The 17,553-nt window shown below is 62.9% G+C and carries 15 protein-coding genes; 10 read left to right on the top strand and 5 right to left on the bottom strand.

The features are described from left to right. Window positions 1-16 precede the first annotated feature (16 nt). Window positions 17-1,423 (top strand): dihydrolipoyl dehydrogenase, encoded by a 1,407-nt coding sequence (gene lpdA / locus G6N78_RS06165; RefSeq protein ID WP_165216600.1) that lies wholly within the window; start codon window positions 17-19, stop codon window positions 1,421-1,423. A 111-nt stretch (window positions 1,424-1,534) separates the two neighbouring features. Next, window positions 1,535-2,041: a cytochrome b gene (locus G6N78_RS06160; RefSeq protein ID WP_165216598.1), complete on the top strand. Its 507-nt coding sequence runs from the start codon at window positions 1,535-1,537 to the stop codon at window positions 2,039-2,041. Here G6N78_RS06160 and G6N78_RS06155 read toward each other — a convergent pair. Both G6N78_RS06155 and G6N78_RS06150 read right to left on the bottom strand, forming a co-directional pair. Further along, a complete protein-coding gene (locus tag G6N78_RS06155; RefSeq protein WP_370691513.1) occupies window positions 2,025-3,098 on the bottom strand; it encodes a TraB/GumN family protein in 1,074 nt (357 codons plus the stop codon). The two genes, G6N78_RS06160 and G6N78_RS06155, sit on opposite strands and share 17 nt — an antisense overlap. A gap of 88 nt (window positions 3,099-3,186) precedes the next feature. Further along, window positions 3,187-4,086: a tyrosine recombinase XerC gene (locus G6N78_RS06150; protein ID WP_370691512.1), complete on the bottom strand. Its 900-nt coding sequence runs from the start codon at window positions 4,084-4,086 to the stop codon at window positions 3,187-3,189. Between the two features lie 210 nt (window positions 4,087-4,296). Between G6N78_RS06150 and G6N78_RS06145 the strand changes: the two genes are divergently transcribed. The 8 genes from G6N78_RS06145 (at window position 4,297) to G6N78_RS06110 (ending at window position 13,163) form a co-directional block, all read left to right on the top strand. Then, window positions 4,297-5,220, top strand: coding sequence for a GNAT family N-acetyltransferase (locus G6N78_RS06145; protein ID WP_165216592.1), 924 nt, complete (start codon window positions 4,297-4,299; stop codon window positions 5,218-5,220). A gap of 43 nt (window positions 5,221-5,263) precedes the next feature. Beyond that, complete coding sequence (locus tag G6N78_RS06140) at window positions 5,264-7,483, top strand: primosomal protein N' (RefSeq protein ID WP_165216590.1); 2,220 nt, start codon at window positions 5,264-5,266, stop codon at window positions 7,481-7,483. A gap of 58 nt (window positions 7,484-7,541) precedes the next feature. Beyond that, a complete protein-coding gene (locus G6N78_RS06135) occupies window positions 7,542-7,925 on the top strand; it encodes an AGROH133_08824 family phage infection protein (RefSeq protein ID WP_165216589.1) in 384 nt (127 codons plus the stop codon). A 257-nt stretch (window positions 7,926-8,182) separates the two neighbouring features. Beyond that, complete coding sequence (locus tag G6N78_RS06130) at window positions 8,183-8,749, top strand: F0F1 ATP synthase subunit delta (protein ID WP_165221346.1); 567 nt, start codon at window positions 8,183-8,185, stop codon at window positions 8,747-8,749. Next, window positions 8,749-10,278, top strand: a complete 1,530-nt coding sequence (gene atpA / locus G6N78_RS06125) for a F0F1 ATP synthase subunit alpha (protein WP_165216587.1) — start codon at window positions 8,749-8,751, stop codon at window positions 10,276-10,278. The genes G6N78_RS06130 and atpA overlap by 1 nt, the downstream gene beginning before the upstream one ends. Before the next feature lie 27 nt (window positions 10,279-10,305). Further along, a complete protein-coding gene (locus G6N78_RS06120; RefSeq protein WP_165216585.1) occupies window positions 10,306-11,184 on the top strand; it encodes a F0F1 ATP synthase subunit gamma in 879 nt (292 codons plus the stop codon). Window positions 11,185-11,211: 27 nt separating this feature from the next. Beyond that, window positions 11,212-12,681, top strand: a complete 1,470-nt coding sequence (atpD, locus tag G6N78_RS06115; RefSeq protein WP_165216583.1) for a F0F1 ATP synthase subunit beta — start codon at window positions 11,212-11,214, stop codon at window positions 12,679-12,681. Window positions 12,682-12,755: 74 nt separating this feature from the next. Continuing rightward, window positions 12,756-13,163 (top strand): F0F1 ATP synthase subunit epsilon, encoded by a 408-nt coding sequence (locus tag G6N78_RS06110; RefSeq protein ID WP_165216581.1) that lies wholly within the window; start codon window positions 12,756-12,758, stop codon window positions 13,161-13,163. A 58-nt stretch (window positions 13,164-13,221) separates the two neighbouring features. Here G6N78_RS06110 and G6N78_RS06105 read toward each other — a convergent pair whose 3' ends face one another. The 3 genes from G6N78_RS06105 to aldA are packed head-to-tail and all read right to left on the bottom strand — an operon-like array spanning window position 13,222 to window position 17,501. Then, complete coding sequence (locus G6N78_RS06105; protein WP_165216579.1) at window positions 13,222-14,838, bottom strand: GMC family oxidoreductase; 1,617 nt, start codon at window positions 14,836-14,838, stop codon at window positions 13,222-13,224. 7 nt (window positions 14,839-14,845) lie between these two features. Then, the gene (locus G6N78_RS06100; protein ID WP_165216577.1) at window positions 14,846-16,063 is read right to left on the bottom strand and encodes a mandelate racemase/muconate lactonizing enzyme family protein; all 1,218 of its coding nucleotides are present in this window, start codon (window positions 16,061-16,063) and stop codon (window positions 14,846-14,848) included. Window positions 16,064-16,076: 13 nt separating this feature from the next. Then, the gene (gene aldA / locus G6N78_RS06095) at window positions 16,077-17,501 is read right to left on the bottom strand and encodes an aldehyde dehydrogenase (protein ID WP_165216575.1); all 1,425 of its coding nucleotides are present in this window, start codon (window positions 17,499-17,501) and stop codon (window positions 16,077-16,079) included. Between the last annotated feature and the right edge of the window lie 52 nt (window positions 17,502-17,553).

The following is a 17,553-nucleotide window of genomic DNA, read 5'->3' as shown; positions in this document are numbered from 1 at the left end:
ACGAAGGACTTCATCCATGGCTTATGATCTTGTTGTAATCGGTACCGGCCCCGGCGGCTATGTCTGCGCCATCAAGGCGGCACAGCTCGGCATGAAGGTGGCCGTGGTCGAAAAGCGCGCCACCTTCGGCGGCACCTGCCTGAACGTCGGCTGCATTCCCTCCAAGGCCCTGCTGCACGCCTCGGAAGTCTTCGCCCATGCCAAGCATGGCATGGAAGAGCTCGGCGTCGAAGTCGCCGGCACCACGCTCAACCTCGACAAGATGATGGGCCACAAGGATGCGACGGTGAAGGCCAACGTCGATGGTGTGGCCTTCCTCTTCAAGAAGAACAAGATCGACAGCTTCATCGGCACCGGCAAGATCGTTGCCGCCGGCAAGGTCTCCGTCACCGCGGAAGACGGCGGCGTGCAGGAGATCGAAACGAAGAACATCGTGATCGCCACGGGTTCTGACGTCGCCGGCATTCCGGGTGTTCCGGTCGAGATCGATGAAAAGGTCATCGTCTCCTCCACCGGCGGCATCGCGCTCGACAAGGTTCCGGGCCACATGGTCGTCGTCGGCGGCGGCGTGATCGGCCTCGAACTCGGTTCGGTCTGGATGCGTCTCGGCGCCAAGGTCACCGTCGTCGAATATCTCGACACGATCCTCGGCGGCATGGACGGCGAAGTCTCCAAGCAGTTCCAGCGCATCCTCGGCAAGCAGGGCATGGTCTTCAACCTCGGCGCCAAGGTTACCGGCGTCGAGAAGTCGGAAACAGGCGCCAAGGTCACTTTCGAACCGGTCAAGGGTGGTGAAGCGCAGACGATCGATGCCGATGTCGTGCTGGTTGCCACCGGCCGCAAGCCCTTCACCGCCGGTCTCGGCCTGGAAGAGGCGGGCGTCGTGCTAGACAATCGCGGTCGGGTGGAAATTGACGGTCATTATGCCACCAACGTGCCCGGCATCTATGCCATCGGCGATGTGGTGAAGGGCCCGATGCTCGCCCACAAGGCGGAAGACGAAGGTGTCGCGCTCGCCGAAATCCTCGCCGGCCAGCACGGTCATGTGAACTATGATGTCATTCCGGGCGTCGTCTACACCCAGCCGGAAGTCGCCTCCGTCGGCAAGACCGAGGAAGAGCTGAAGGCCGCGGGCGTTGCCTACAAGGCCGGCAAGTTCCCCTTCACCGCCAATGGCCGCGCTCGCGCCATGCAGGCGACCGATGGTTTCGTCAAGGTTCTGGCCGACAAGGACACCGACCGCGTGCTCGGCGTTCACATCATCGGCTTCGGCGCCGGCGAAATGATCCACGAAGCGGCCGTGCTGATGGAATTCGGCGGCTCTTCGGAAGACCTCGGCCGCACCTGCCACGCGCACCCGACCATGTCGGAAGCCGTGAAGGAAGCTGCACTCGCCACCTTCTTCAAGCCGATCCATATGTGATCTATCAAGTCGCAGATTAAATCTTCGACACATTTCGAGGTCCCGCTTGGCGTCGCCAGGCGGGACTTCTATTGTGTGGGCCAGTGTCTAACCTGTTGATAAGGTGACGAAATGGCTCCTCTTTCCTACTCTGTCCCGCAGCGCATCCTGCATTGGGGCATGGCGCTTCTAATATTCTTCAATCTCATTTTTTCGGATGGCATTGAACATTGGCATCGTCTTGTCAGACGCGGCGAAACCATCACGCCGGATGATGTCGCATCCGCCAATATCCACGCCTATGTCGGCATCGCCATTCTGGCACTTGCTGTCGTGCGCCTGGCTCTTCGGTTTGTACAGGGCGTGCCGCAGGCACCGGCGGAAGAGCCGGCGATCCTGTCAATGATTGCCAAGCTGACGCACGGATTGCTCTATCTGCTGCTGATCCTGATGCCGCTCACCGGTATCGGCGCCTATTATTTTGGAAACGGCACGGCGGGCGATATTCACGCCGATGTTCTGAAGGTCGTGCTGTGGCTGCTGCTGGCGCTGCATATCGCTGGCGCACTCGTCCACCAGTTCTACTGGAAGACGGATGTGCTGGCCCGCATGACGCACGGGGTCAGGAAACGGGCGTGACCGTATAGCCCGCCTTGCGGAAGAGGGTGACCAGGCCCTCTTCACCCACGAGATGCAGGGCACCGACCGCGATGAAGGCGCCACCCTCCGCAAGGATCGGCAGCGAACGCTCGGCCATCCGCTGATTGCGGTCGGTCACGACACGCTCCTCGAATTCGGCATAGCCTTCGCCCTCGGCACTGTCGGGGGCGACGCGTTTCAGCATCGGCATCATCATGCCGATCTCGCCCTTCAGATAAAGCTCGGTCATGGTGGTCGTCACATCATCCATCCGGTCGCCCAGCCGCACCATTTCGATGAGTGACTTGATATGGAAATCGATGGGAATGGAGGCGATCGCGCCCAACTGTTCCTGCATGGTCTCGAGACCCTTGACGGGCTTGCCCTCGCTGACCGTGTCTTCCGCCAGCTTCTTGTCGAGGAAGTCGGCGCCGCCGGCCTTGCGGGCCAGCTCGCAGGCGGGAAGCGCAATGAAGCTCGACAGCATCCACGGCTGCATGCGCGAGACGGCGGACAGCGGAATGCCGCGCGTCTTCAGCCCGGCCTCCAGCGTCTTCTGATCCTCGGGCGAAAGATAATCGGTGATCGACTTGCCGTTGGTCATCATGGTGAGCTCGGGCTTGGCGAGCAGCCGGCCCATGGCCTGCTTCTCATCCAGGATCTCGTCCGATTCGACGACCACGACCTTCGAACCCGCCTTGGCTTCTGCCGCACCCTTCGGCATGGCGAGCACGCGCGGATCGGTCACATGCATGGTGCCGAGCAGGTAGGAGGTTTCGACACCCGGCTTTTCGATCTTCCAGAAGATGCTCCGGCCGTTGTCGATCGTCTCGGCCTCGGCCTCAAGCGCCGCATAGGCTGCCGGGTCCTTCGCCCGCATCTCCGTCAGCAGGTTTTTCCCATGGCAGGCTTCGTCCGCCGCGCGGGCCGGCTGAAGACCGCCGAGGACCAGCAGGAAGGACAGGAGCAACAGAAGATGCAAACTCGCCAGAGCCCACAGGGCAAGATCGCCGGGACGGCGCAAGAGCGAGGCGGAACGGGAGAAAGCGCGTGTGATCATGGTGTCGTTTCTACCGGGCGGGCGTCCACGATTGCTTAACAAACATGGTTAATCTGTGGGGGCATCGATTGCCTCTGTGCCAATCTCAGGCGCGCGGATGGGCCCGGTCATAGACGTCGAGAAGCCGGGCCTGATCCACGCCGGTATAGACCTGCGTGGTGGAGAGGCTGGCATGGCCGAGCAGTTCCTGGATGGTGCGCAGGTCGCCGCCGCCCGCCAGAAGATGCGTGGCAAAGGAATGGCGCAGCGCATGCGGGGTCGCGCTGTCGGGCAGGCCAAGCGCGCCGCGCAGTTTCTGCATTTCCCGCTGGATGATCGAGGGGTTCAGCTTGCCGCCGCGAGCACCGCGAAACAGCGGCTCGTCGGGGGGCAGATGATAGGGGCAGAGCGCCTTGTAATGCTCCACCGCTTTCGGCACGACGGACAGCAGCGGCACGAGCCGCGTCTTGCCGCCTTTGCCGGTGACGCGCAGCGACGTGGCGGTTGGCGAAAGATCGGCGGGTGTCAGGTCCAGCGCTTCGGAAATGCGAAGGCCGCAGCCATAAAGAAGTGTCAGCACCGCCGCATCGCGCGCCGCGATCCACGGTTCCTCATGAAGCTGCGCCTCCATGCTCACCACGTCCAGCGCCTGAATGTCGCTCAACGGCTTCGGCAGCGATTTCGGCTGCTTTGGCGCACGGATCGCGCCGGCGGCGGCCGCATTGATCAGGCCCTTGCGCTCCAGATAACGCAGGAAGGAGCGCAGGCCCGCCAGATGCCGGCCGAGCGAGCGCGCACCGGCACCGTCTCTGCGTCTTTGCGCCAGGAAGGCGCGAAGATCGGCGGTGCGCAGGGTGTGGATGTCGGAAATTTTGGCCGGCGCGCCGAGATGCGCCGTGAGAAACAGCAGGAACTGCCGGGTGTCCCGCTCATAGGCTTCCAGCGTATTGTCGGCCAGACGCCGCTCGTTGGCCAGGCTTTCCAGCCATTCGCGGCGCTTGTCCATCAGGTCGGGAGAGCCGGGGATGAGGATGTCGTTCACGCTGTGCCCGTTGATTTTGCCTGTCTCTGATCCACATTCGGATGCGTGCCTTACCAATTCGCTAAGATACCCCCGTGCGCATCACGACAACGCGGCTCGTCGTTGGTAGATCGATTGTCATAGTTCGATCACAGACGGCTGCGACAACGGCGGAATCTGCAGGCGGGAGTTTCCATGCAACGCCGTGAATCGATGTCTCCGATCGGACATTTGGCTCAGTCCATAGCACTTATTTCCCACGGCAATCCGGGGCATATCGTTGATACCCTGATTGCCGAACGCGGCACACGCATCGTCCACCATCCGCTGTGGCCCCTGATGCGTCCCTTTCTCCATTCGTTGTTGCGCTACAGCAGCGCGATCCGGTTTGTCGATCGGATCGAAGGCCTGTCGGGTTTCGATTCCTTTGCCTATCTGAGCGATCTGCTGAAACTTCAGATCCGGGTGCGCAATGGCGAGCGCATCCCGCAAACGGGCGGTTTCATCCTCGTCAGCAACCACCCGACCGGCATTGCCGATGGCGTCGCCGTCTTCGACCTTCTCAAGGATCGCAGGCCCGACATGATGTTCTTTGCCAACCGGGATGCGGTGCGGGTCAATCCGCGTTTTTCCGAAATGATCATTCCGGTCGAATGGCGCGAGGAGCACAAGTCGAAGCTGAAGGCGCGTGAAACGCTTCGGCTGACCAATCATGCGGTCGAGACCGGCAAGGTGACGGTTCTCTTTCCCTCCGGCCGCATCGCCTACTGGGAGAATGGCTGCCTCAACGAGCGCCCGTGGAAGACGTCCGCCGTCAGCCTGGCGCGCAAGTACAATCTGCCGATCCTGCCGATGCACATGACGGCCCGCAATTCCGGCCTGTTTTACTGGTTCGCCAAATGGTCCACCGAACTGCGCGATATGACCGTCTTCTATGAACTTCTGAACAAGAAGGGTGACCTGTTCGATTTCTCCATCGGCCAGATGATTGCGCCGGAGGAGCTGGACGGAGATCCGCTGCTTGTGACCAAGGCGCTTGAGCGCCACACGGTGTTCGAGCTGGCCGAAAACCCGGATGCGCGGTTCCGGTTCACGGATAACCTGCAGACGGCGGCCTGATTCCGGTTTTCTTTCGGTCCGCCTCGGGGCATGGTCCCGCTCCATGGGAAAAGATTCGTCCGATCTGTTTGGCGCCCTGTTCGATCCGCCTGCGACGAACCGCGTCGTGCCGGTTCTGGTGCCGCTGCCGGTGCCGGAGGCCTATAGCTATGCCGTGCCGGAAGGGGTGGCGGTGGAGCCGGGCTCCGTCGTGCAGGTGCCGCTCGGCCCCCGGCAGGTGATCGGTGTCGTCTGGGATGGCGCGGATGATCCCCGGATCGACCCCAAGAAGCTGCGGCCGATCACCCAGGTCTTCGATTGCCCGCCCTTGACGCGCGAGATGCGCCAGTTCGTCGATTGGGTTGCCTCCTATACGCTCTCGCCCCCCGGTCTCGTGGCGCGCATGGCGGTGCGGGCACCGGCGGCGCTGGAGCCGGAGCCGATGGTGGAGGCGCTGCGCTATCGCGGCGGTGAGCCGGATCGCATCACCCCGGCGCGCGCCCGGGTGCTCGATCTGGTGCGCGACGAAATCCCGTTCACCCGCAGCGGGTTGTCGCATGCCGCCGGCGTGTCGCTCAGCGTCATCGACGGGCTGGTGAAACAGGGCCTGTTCGAACCGGTCTTCCTGCCGCCGCCGCCGGTGGTGGCGCCTCCCGATCCGGATTATGTCGCGCCGCGCATCGAGGGGCCGCAGAAGCAGGCGGCGTCCGAAATCATCGAGGCGATGCAGGCCGGCGGTTTTTCCGCCTCGCTGATCGATGGCGTCACGGGATCGGGCAAGACGGAGGTCTATTTCGAGGCGATTGCCGAAGCGCTGAGAGCTGGCAAGCAGGTGCTGATCCTCTTGCCGGAGATCGCGCTGACGGCGAGTTTTCTCGAACGATTCCAGGATCGATTCGGTGCCAAACCCGCCGAATGGCACTCCGATCTTGCCCCCCGCATGCGCGAAAAGGTGTGGCGCGGCGTCGTCACCGGCGAGGTCCGTGTCGTGGCCGGTGCCCGCTCCGCGCTGTTTTTGCCCTTCGAGGAACTCGGCCTCATCGTCGTCGATGAAGAGCATGATCCGGCCTACAAGCAGGAAGATCGCGTCTTCTACAATGCCCGCGACATGGCGGTGGTCAGGGCCCGGATCGGCTCCTTCCCCATCGTTCTCGTCTCGGCCACGCCCTCGGTGGAAAGCCAGGTCAACGGCCAGAGCGGGCGGTATCATCTGGTCCACCTTCCGACGCGATTCGGCGAGGCGGCGATGCCCGATCTGCATCTCGTCGATATGCGTCGGCATGCGCCGGAACGCGGCGGCTTCCTGTCGCCGGTCATGTTGCGGGCGGTCAAGAAGACCATCGAAAAGGGGGAGCAGGCGCTGCTCTTCCTCAATCGTCGCGGTTATGCGCCGTTGACTCTCTGCCGTGTCTGCGGCCACCGGTTCCAGTGTCCGCAATGCTCCAGCTGGCTGGTCGAGCACCGGTTCAAGGACCAGATTCAGTGCCACCAGTGCGGATATGCGGAAAAGACGCCGGAAGCCTGCCCGGAATGCGGCACGTTCGATCATCTCGTCGCCTGCGGGCCGGGCGTGGAGCGGATCGCCGAGGAAGTCGAGAAACATTTCCCCGAAGCGCGCACCATCGTTATGTCGTCGGATCTGCTCGGCGGGGTGAAACGCCTGCGGCTGGAACTGGAGGCGATCGCCAAGGGCGAGGCGGATATCGTCATCGGCACGCAGCTCGTCGCCAAAGGGCATAACTTCCCGCTGATGACGCTGGTCGGCATCGTCGATGCGGATCTCGGGCTGGCGAACGGCGATCCGCGCGCGGCGGAGCGCACCTTCCAGCTCCTGAGCCAGGTAACGGGCCGCGCCGGGCGAACCGGGCTCAAGAGCCACGGCCTCCTGCAGACTTACCAGCCGCAGCATCCGGTGATGCAGGCGATCGTCTCCGGCGATGCCTCCGCCTTCTACGAGCGGGAAATCGGCGAGCGGGAAAAGGCGCTTCTGCCGCCGTTCGGACGTCTCGCCTCGATCATCGTCTCGGCCGATACCCGTGTGGATGCTGAAACCCATGCCCGCGGCCTGCGTGCTGCAGCACCCAAGGTCAGCGGCATTTCCGTTCTCGGCCCGGCGGAAGCGCCGCTGGCGCTGGTGCGCGGTCGGCATCGCTTCCGCCTTCTCGTGCACGGGCGCCGCAACAGCGACATGCAGGCCTATCTGCGCAGCATGCTGGACAGCGGCCCGAAGGTGCGCGGCACCGTGCATGTGCAGCTGGATGTCGATCCGCAAAGCTTCCTTTAAGAATCACCGTGCGGCTGCTAAGGCGGGCGAAACGCCAATCTCTGACAAAGGATCGGGCATGGATCTGTATTTCCCCACCGAATTTCCCGAACAGCTTGCCTTCCACGGCGCCGGCGCCACCGCGCTGATCGGGCTTCTGCTGTTCCTCCTACCGGCACAGGCGCTGAAGCTCGGCGGCTTCAGCGTCGGGGATGTGACGGCCGATGGCTATGCCAGCGTTCGCTCCACCGGCGGCATCTATCTCGGCCTCGGCCTGTCGGCGCTGCTTCTGGCGCAGGACTGGCTGTATCTGGCGGTGGGCGCTGCCATGGGGCTTGCAGCACTTGGCCGGCTGATTGCCGTTCTGGCCGATCGTGGCGCGACAGCCCGAAATTTCGGATTGCTGCTGCTCCAGGTTGCAATTGCCGCTCTGCCGCTCGGTTACGTGCTCGGCTACTTTTGAATGGTCCCGAGCGCGGCTTGGCCGGTGCGGACGGGATTCGTCCAAGGAATGACACAAAATCGTTTAAAGCCTTTGCAGTTAAGGCTCTTTCAGGGGTTACGCGTGTTGCGAGTCCCTACGTCCTATGCTAGACGAACCGCGAATTTCGGAAACAGGTTGAGGCCTGCCTCTCCCCGAATTGAGAAATAGAAGCAGATTCAAGTCTTTGGCTTACTCGGGGGAGTTGGTCGGCGGCTTGGGTGAAAATCAGGGAAATTGTGCCCGTGGCAGACACATCCCAGCAGACATCCGGCGTAGCGGAACGTTATGCTCTCTCGCTTTTTGAGCTGGCGCTCGAAGCGAATGTCCTTGATCAGGTGCGCGCCGATCTTGATGGCTTCCAGGTCATGATCGATGAAAGCGACGACCTGAAGCGACTGATCGCGAGCCCGGTGTTTTCGGCAGACGAGCAGTCGCGCGCGGTTTCGGCTCTCGCCGACAAGGCCGGCATCAAGGGCATCGTCGCAAATTTCCTCAAGGTTGTTGCCGGCAATCGCCGCCTGTTCGCGCTGCCGGGCATGATCCGCGCCTACCGCGAGATCCTTGCTCGCCATCGTGGCGAAGTTACCGCCGAGGTTACCTCGGCCCATGCGCTGTCTTCGGCGCAGGAAGATGAACTGAAGTCGGCGCTGAAGGGCGTAACCGGCAAGGACGTCGCCATCGACGTGTCTGTCGACCCTTCGATCCTCGGTGGTCTGATCGTCAAGGTCGGCTCCCGTCAGATCGATACGTCTCTCCGCACCAAACTTTCCACCCTTAAGCTTGCACTGAAAGAGGTTGGCTGATGGATATCCGCGCCGCGGAAATTTCCGCAATTCTCAAAGATCAAATCAAGAACTTCGGCCAGGAGGCTGAGGTTTCCGAAGTCGGCCAGGTTCTCTCCGTTGGTGACGGTATCGCCCGCGTCTACGGTCTGGACAATGTTCAGGCCGGTGAAATGGTCGAGTTCCCGGGCGGCATCCGCGGCATGGCCCTCAACCTCGAATCCGACAATGTCGGCGTGGTTATCTTCGGCTCCGACCGTGACATCAAGGAAGGCGACACCGTCAAGCGGACTGGCGCCATCGTGGACGTTCCGGTTGGTCCGGAACTGCTCGGCCGCGTCGTCGATGCGCTCGGCAACCCGATCGACGGCAAGGGTCCGATCAATGCTTCGCGCCGTTCGCGCGTTGACGTGAAGGCGCCCGGCATCATTCCGCGCAAGTCGGTTCATGAGCCGATGTCGACCGGCCTCAAGGCCATCGACGCCCTGATCCCGGTTGGCCGTGGCCAGCGCGAGCTCGTCATCGGCGACCGCCAGACCGGCAAGACCGCCATCATTCTCGATGCCTTCCTTAACCAGAAGGCCATTCACGACAATGGTCCGGACAACGACAAGCTGTTCTGCGTCTACGTCGCCATCGGCCAGAAGCGTTCTACGGTTGCCCAGTTCGTGAAGGTGCTCGAAGAGCGCGGCGCGCTGCCGTACTCGATCGTGATTGCCGCCACGGCCTCCGATCCGGCGCCGATGCAGTATCTTGCTCCGTTCGCCGGTTGCGCGATGGGCGAATACTTCCGCGACAACGGCCAGCACGCCCTGATCGCTTATGACGATCTGTCCAAGCAGGCTGTTGCTTACCGCCAGATGTCGCTCCTGCTGCGCCGCCCGCCGGGCCGCGAAGCTTACCCGGGCGACGTTTTCTACCTGCACTCGCGTCTCCTCGAGCGCGCTGCCAAGCTCTCCGACGAGCGCGGCGCCGGTTCGCTGACGGCTCTGCCGGTCATCGAAACCCAGGGTAACGACGTTTCGGCCTTCATTCCGACCAACGTAATTTCGATCACCGACGGCCAGATCTTCCTCGAAACCGACCTGTTCTACCAGGGCATCCGCCCGGCCGTGAACGTGGGTCTCTCGGTTTCGCGCGTTGGTTCTGCCGCTCAGATCAAGGCGATGAAGCAGGTTGCCGGCTCGATCAAGGGTGAACTGGCGCAGTACCGCGAAATGGCGGCCTTTGCCCAGTTCGGCTCCGACCTTGACGCCTCCACGCAGCGCCTGCTCAACCGCGGTGCCCGCCTGACCGAACTCCTGAAGCAGCCGCAGTTCTCGCCGCTGAAGACGGAAGAGCAGGTTTCGGTGATCTTCGCCGGCGTCAACGGCTATCTCGACAAGCTTCCGGTCGCTCAGGTCGGTAAGTTCGAACAGGGCCTGCTGAACTACCTGCGTACCGAAGGCAAGGCGATCCTCGACGCGATCCGCACCGAAAAGCAACTCTCGGACGATACCCGTGCGAAGCTGAAGTCGGCTCTGGACGCATTCTCCAAGACCTTCGCCTGAACGGAAAAGCTCAAGGACCGATAACGGATGCCTTCACTTAAGGATCTGAAAAACCGGATCGCCTCCGTCAAGGCGACGCAGAAGATCACCAAGGCGATGAAAATGGTCGCCGCGGCGAAGCTGCGCCGTGCGCAGGAGGCCGCCGAAGCGGCGCGTCCTTATGCGGAACGGATGAACCGCGTTCTTGCCAGCCTCAGCGCTGCCAATGCTGAAAATGCAGAGGCACCGCTGCTCTTGAGGGGCACCGGCAAGAACCAGACCCATCTTCTGATCGTTGCGACCGGCGAGCGCGGCCTGGCGGGGGGCTTCAACTCCTCCATCATCCGCCTCGCGCGTGACCACGCGCTGAAGCTCATCGCCGAAGGCAAGACCGTCAAGATCCTGACCGTCGGCCGCAAGGGCAACGACATTCTGCGCCGCACCTTCCGCGAGAACATCGTGGATTACGTGACGTTCCGCGAGGTCAAGCAGCTTGGCTTCGTCAACGCCAACGAGGTGGCGCAGAAGGTTCTCGCCCTGTTCAACGCCGGCGAATTCGACGTTGCGACGCTGTTTTTCGCGCGCTTCCAGTCGGTGATCTCGCAGGTTGCGACAGCCCAGCAGATCATTCCGGCCAAGTTCGACCAGGAAGCCCAGCCGTCTTCGGCGGCTGCGCTTTACGAGTACGAGCCCAGCGAACAGGAAATTCTGGAAGACCTTCTGCCGCGCAACATCGCGGTGCAGATCTTCCGTGCGCTTCTTGAAAACAACGCTTCCTTCTACGGCGCGCAGATGTCCGCAATGGACAGCGCAACGCGCAATGCCGGCGAGATGATCAACAAGCTGACGCTGTCCTACAACCGCCAGCGTCAGGCGCAGATCACGAAGGAACTCATCGAAATCATTTCGGGCGCGGAAGCGCTCTGAAGGCCCAGAGAAGAAGGGTAAGAACACATGGCTAGAGCAGCGACCCTGAATACCACCTCGAGCAGCGTGACCGAGTCCGTCGGCCGCGTGACCCAGGTTATCGGCGCCGTCGTCGACGTTGCCTTCTCCGGCGACCTGCCGGCGATCCTGAACGCGCTGGAAACCGACAACAACGGCAACCGCCTCGTTCTGGAAGTGGCGCAGCACCTTGGTGAAAACCAGGTCCGCACCATCGCCATGGACTCGACCGAAGGTCTCGTCCGCGGCCAGAAGGTCGTCAACACCGGCGCTCCGATCTCCGTTCCGGTCGGTGACGAAACGCTCGGCCGCATCATCAACGTCATCGGCGAGCCGGTTGACGAACTCGGCCCGATCCCGACGGAAGCCCGCCGCGGCATCCACCAGCCGGCTCCGGACTACGTCGAGCAGTCGACGGAAGCCGAGATCCTGGTCACCGGCATCAAGGTCGTCGACCTCTTGGCTCCGTACGCCAAGGGCGGCAAGATCGGCCTGTTCGGCGGCGCCGGCGTCGGCAAGACCGTTCTCATCATGGAACTGATCAACAACGTGGCGAAGGCCCACGGCGGTTACTCCGTCTTCGCCGGCGTCGGTGAGCGTACCCGGGAGGGCAACGACCTCTACCACGAAATGATCGAGTCCAAGGTCAACGTCGATCCACATGAAAACAACGGTTCTGCCGCTGGTTCGAAGTGCGCCCTCGTCTATGGCCAGATGAACGAACCGCCGGGTGCGCGCGCTCGCGTCGCTCTGACGGGTCTGACGATCGCTGAAGACTTCCGCGACAAGGGCCAGGACGTTCTGTTCTTCGTCGATAACATCTTCCGCTTCACGCAGGCCGGTTCCGAAGTGTCGGCTCTGCTCGGCCGTATCCCGTCGGCCGTTGGTTATCAGCCGACGCTTGCGACCGACATGGGCGCCCTGCAGGAACGCATCACCACCACCCACAAGGGCTCGATCACCTCGGTTCAGGCGATCTACGTTCCCGCCGACGACTTGACCGACCCGGCTCCGGCCACCTCGTTCGCCCACCTGGACGCAACGACCGTTCTGTCCCGTTCGATCGCCGAAAAGGGCATCTACCCGGCCGTTGACCCGCTCGACTCCACGTCGCGCATGCTCGACCCGATGATCATCGGCGAAGAGCATTACGAAGTGGCTCGTAAGGTGCAGTCGACGCTGCAGCGCTACAAGTCTCTCCAGGACATCATCGCCATCCTCGGCATGGACGAACTGTCGGAAGAGGACAAGCAGACGGTTGCCCGCGCCCGCAAGATCGAGCGCTTCCTGTCTCAGCCGTTCCACGTTGCTGAAATCTTCACCGGTTCGCCGGGCAAGCTGGTTTCGCTCGAAGACACGATCAAGGGCTTCAAGGGCCTCGTCAACGGCGACTACGACCATCTGCCGGAAGCCGCCTTCTACATGGTTGGTTCGATCGAAGAAGCGATCGAAAAGGCCAAGAAGCTGGCCGCCGCTTAAAAATCAACGGATTGGCGCCTGCCCTAGGGCTGGCGCCGCTCCTTTCCGCATAACGCCCAAAGAAGTGGACCGTCATGGCCGACTCTTTCGATTTTGAACTGGTTTCGCCCGAGCGCCTTCTCCTGTCGGAAAAGGTGACGGAAGTCGTGATCCCGGCGACGCTCGGTGAAATGACCGTGATGGCGAAACATGCGCCGACGATGACGACCATCAAGCCCGGCGTGGTGACGGTGAAGCTCGCATCGGGCGGCACCAAGAAATACGTCGTGTTCGGCGGTTTCGCAGACATTCTGCCGACCGGCTGCACGCTGCTTGCCGAATCTGCCGTGCCGCAGGACGAAGCCAACCGCGATCTCCTGCAGCAGCGCATCGATGCCCTGCGCCAGGACATTTCGGATGCGCCGACGGACGAGCACCGCACCAAGCTCGAGCACATGCTGGCGGACCTGACGCATCTCAACCATGCGGTTCTGCCGGCCTGACTTGCCGTCGCTGGATGAACTTTGAAAAGCCGGGCCCTCGTGTCCGACTTTCGTCGTTTCAGGCTTTTGCATCCTGAAGAATGAGGTCAGCGGCCTTTTCCGCCACCATCATGGTCGGTGCGTTGATGTTGCCGGCGGTGATGTTGGGGAAGATCGAGGCATCCGCGATCCGCAGGTCCGGCACGCCATGTACCCGCAGCCGGTGATCCACCACGGCGCTCACCGCGTCCGGTCCCATCGCGCAGGTGCCGCAGAGATGATAGATCGAACCGCAATTGTCGCGGAAATAATCGAGAAGCCCTGCGTCATCCGCCACGGCGGGCGAGGGCGACACCTCCTCCGTCACCCAATCGGAAAGTGCCGTGGCCCCTGCCAAACGGCGGATTAGCCGCATTCCCTCCAGCACCTCTGCGATGTCCCGGTCTGCCGTCAGATAGTTCGGCTGGATGAGCGGTTCGGCGGTTGCACCGGGGGATGTAAGCCGGATTTCGCCGCGGCTTGCCGGGCGGCAGGCACTGAAAGCCATCAGGAAGCCGGGATAGGGCTCCGGCAGCAGTCCGACCCTCGGATCGCTCGGGATGCGATAGGAGAGGGGGTTGAAATAGATCTGCAGGTTGGCCCGCTCCGCCTCCGGCCTGCCTGTCAGAAAACCGCCGGCCTGGTTGACGCTCATGGCGAAGGGACCCTTGCGGGTGGCAAGATACTGCAGTCCGCACCAGGCCTTGCCGGTGAGTGAGCCGAAGAGGCCGTTCAGCGTCGGGCGCCGCGCGCGATAATAGACGCTGGCGCAGAGATGGTCCTGCAGGTTTTTCCCCACCGCCGGCAGGTGTCGTTTTACGGCAAGACCATGCTCCTGCAGAAGCGCGCCATCCGCCAGCCCCGAGCGCTGCAGCAGAAGCGGCGATTGTACGGCGCCGGCGGAGAGGATCACCTCTCGCCGCGCATGCAACTGCCGCAGGCGACCGTGCTGGGACACCTCCACGCCGGTCACCCGCCCCGTCTCGTCGAACAGCAGTCGCTCAGCCAGCGCCCCGGTTTCCAGGGTGAGGTTCTGGCGCTTTAGCGCCGGCGTCAGGTACTCCACACCCGAATGCGAGCGGAATCCGTTGCGGGTATTGATGTCGTAGACCCCAACCCCTTCCAGCGTTTCGCCGTTGAAATCGAGGTTTTGCTGAAAGCCCAGTTCCGCGCCGGCGCGCAGGAAGGCGCGGCTGATCGGGTGGATGCCGTCGCGCATCGGCGTGATGTGGATCGGTCCCTTGCCACCGTGCCATTCGGTGTCGCCATGGGCGTGCGTCTCAAGCCTGCGGAACGTCGGCAGCACGTCGTCGAACCCCCAGCCGGGATTTCCGGCGGCCCTCCAGTCGTCAAAGTCAGCGCGGTCGCCGCGCACATAGACCATGGCATTGATGGCGCCGGACCCGCCAACCACCTTGCCGCGCGGCACGTAGAGGCGCCGGTCGTTCAGTTCCGGCTGCGGCGCGCTCCAGTGCATCCAGTTGACTGCCGGATTGTAATAGCTCTTCGCATAGCCAACCGGGATTTTGAGCCAGACCGAGTTGCCCTTGCTGCCTGCCTCCAGCAGCAGAACCGAATATCGCCCGCTCTCCGACAGCCGGCTGGCGAGGATGCAGCCGGCGGAACCGGCACCGACCACGATGAAATCGACCTCCATCGCGGTGTCATCCCTTGGCCGGAGAAAACCGCTTCACATCGGCGTGGTCCGGCGCCATCTGCAAATGAAGCCGCTTGCCTGTATAGGGTGTATGGGCAGCGACCACGTCGTGGTTCAGTTCCACGCCGATGCCTGGCTCGCGAGACGGGATCAGGTAGCCGTCTTCCACAACCAGCTTGGTCTTCAGCACTGCGGCATGGAAGCCGGAGAAATCCATGATCGCCTCATGGATGAGGAAATTCGGCGTGGCGGCGGCAAGCTGAATGCTGGCCGCAGCCCCTACCGGCCCGTTGTAGAGATGCGGCGCGATCTCGGCATAAAAGCACTCCGCCATTCCGGCGATCTTCTTTGCCTCCAGCAGGCCGCCGACGCGCGCGACATTCATCTGCAGAATGGAGGCAGCCCCTTCCTGCAGCACGCGCTGGAATTCGTATTTCGTCGTTAGCCGTTCGCCGGTGGAAACCGGAATGGATGTGGCGCGGGCAACCGTCGCCATCGCCGCCTCCTGGCCGGGCGGCACCGGCTCCTCGAACCACAGCGGATCGTATTTCTCCAGCCGCTTGGCGAGCCGGATGGCGGAGGCCGGAACCATTTGCCCATGCGTCCCGAACAGGATATCGGCCCGGGCGCCGATCGCGTCACGGATCTTGCGGCAGAAGGTCTCGCAGCGCTCCATCACGCCGAGCGACAGATGATGGCCGCTATACTGCGTGTAGGGGCCGGCGGGATCGAACTTCACGGCGGTGAATCCAAGTTCCACCATGCGCACGGCTTCTTCGGCGGCAAGGTCCGGATCGTTGTAGTCGTAGTCGCCGCTGGCATTTTTCGGATAGAGATAGGTGTAGGCGCGCAGGCGCTCATGCACGGTGCCGCCCAGAAGGTCGGCCACCGGCCGCCCCGCCGCCTTGCCGATTATATCCCAGCAGGCGATCTCCAGCCCGGAAACGATTCCCATCATCGTCGGGTCCGGCCGCTGTGTGAACCCGCTCGAATAGGCGGCGCGCCAGAAGCGCTCGATCCGGTGCGGGTCATGGCCCTCCAGATACCGCTCAAAGACATCCTCGATCAGCGGCACCAGCGCGTTCGGATCAAAGGCGGTCGCATAGATTTCGCCCAGTCCGCGAATGCCGCAGGCGGTTTCCAGTTCCACGAAGATCCAGTACATGCCGCCGATATGCGGGGGCGGAACGGCAACCACATGGGTGGTCAAAGACGCAAGCTTCATCGATCTCTCCTCCTCAGTGCTTCAGGATCACGAGACGGGTCTGGGTGAATTCCAGCATGCCGTGCTTGCCATCGTCGCCACCGAGGCCGGAGCGTTTCCAGCCGGCGTGGTAGCCCTGATAGGGATCGGCCGGAAATCGGTTGATATAGAGTTCGCCGGCCTCGATGCTGTTTGCCGCGCGCATCACCTTTCCGTAGTCGTTGGAATACAGAACGGAGGCGAGGCCGAAGGGGCTGTCATTGGCCAGCCGCAATGCCTCGTCGAAATCGCTGTAGGGGATCACCGGGAGGACCGGCCCAAAGATCTCCTCGCGGATGATCTGCATGTCCTGCCGGCAGTGCGAGAGCAACGTCGGCGGGTAGAAGAAACCCTGCCCCTCCGGCAGCGTGCCGCCGGTCTCCAGAACCGCCCCGTCCTGAACTGCGTGTTCCACCATGGCATGCACACGCCGGCGAGTCGTATCCGAGGCCAGCGGCCCCATCAGGCCCGCATCCGTCGCCCGGTCACCGAAACCGCGGGCGGCAAAACCGGTCTTCAACTTGTCCAGCAGCGCATCGTGCACGGAGGCATGCACGTAAAGCCGCTCGACGGAGGTGCAGACCTGGCCGCAATGGGCGGTCTTGGCGGCCAGCAGGCTGTTTGCCACGGCGTCCAGATCGGCATCCGGCTCGACGATCACCGGTGTCTTGCCGCCGAGTTCCAGCGAGGGTTTGGCGATGTTTTTCTTGCAGAACTCCAGCACCGCCTGGCCAGCCGTCACACTGCCGGTCAACGTGATCATGCCGACCTCCGGGCGCGTGCAGAGCGTTCCCGCCACCTCGTGCGTCATCGTCAGGATGCTGACGAGACCCTCCGGCAGGCCGGCCTCCGCCACGGCTTCAGCAAAGGCGAAGGCGGAGGTCGGCGTCGTGTTGCTGGGGCGCACGACCACCGCATTGCCGGCAATCAGCGCCGGGGCGATCTTGCGCACCAGCGTGTAGATCGGAAAGTTGAAGGGGATGAGGCAGGCAACCACGCCGATCGGCACCCGCTGCAGCATCAGCGTCTCGTTCGGCGTGTCGCTGTCGATCAATTCCCCCTCGATACGCCGCGCCCATTCGGCGTGATAGCGCATCAGTTCGACGCCATAGCCCACCTCTGCCGTCGCGTCGGCTAAGCTCTTGCCGCTCTCCTCCGCCAGTGCCACGCCGATCTTGTCCGCCCGGTGTTCCAGACGATCTGCCAACCGCCGCAGGGCATTGCCCCGTTCGATCGAGGGCAGGCGGCCCCAGGCTCGTTGTGCCTCGGCTGCACGGCTGGCCGCCTCGATGACATCCGCATCCGTTGCGAGCGGCACCGTGGCGAAGGGCGCACTGGTTGCCGGGTTGATCACCTCGATCACGGCATCGGGTTTCGCCTCGACAAAGTGCCCGGCAATGAAATTCTGGCAGTGGCGCATGGATCTCGACCTCCTTCGCTGGAAGGCCAAGAAGACGTCAGGGCAGGGGTGG

Origin of the sequence: Allorhizobium pseudoryzae (assembly GCF_011046245.1) — a bacterium.
In the GTDB taxonomy this organism is placed as follows: Bacteria; Pseudomonadota; Alphaproteobacteria; order Rhizobiales; family Rhizobiaceae; genus Neorhizobium; species Neorhizobium pseudoryzae.
The sequence above is the reverse complement of the archived record's forward strand: the minus strand, read 5'-3'. Positions and strand labels throughout refer to the sequence as shown.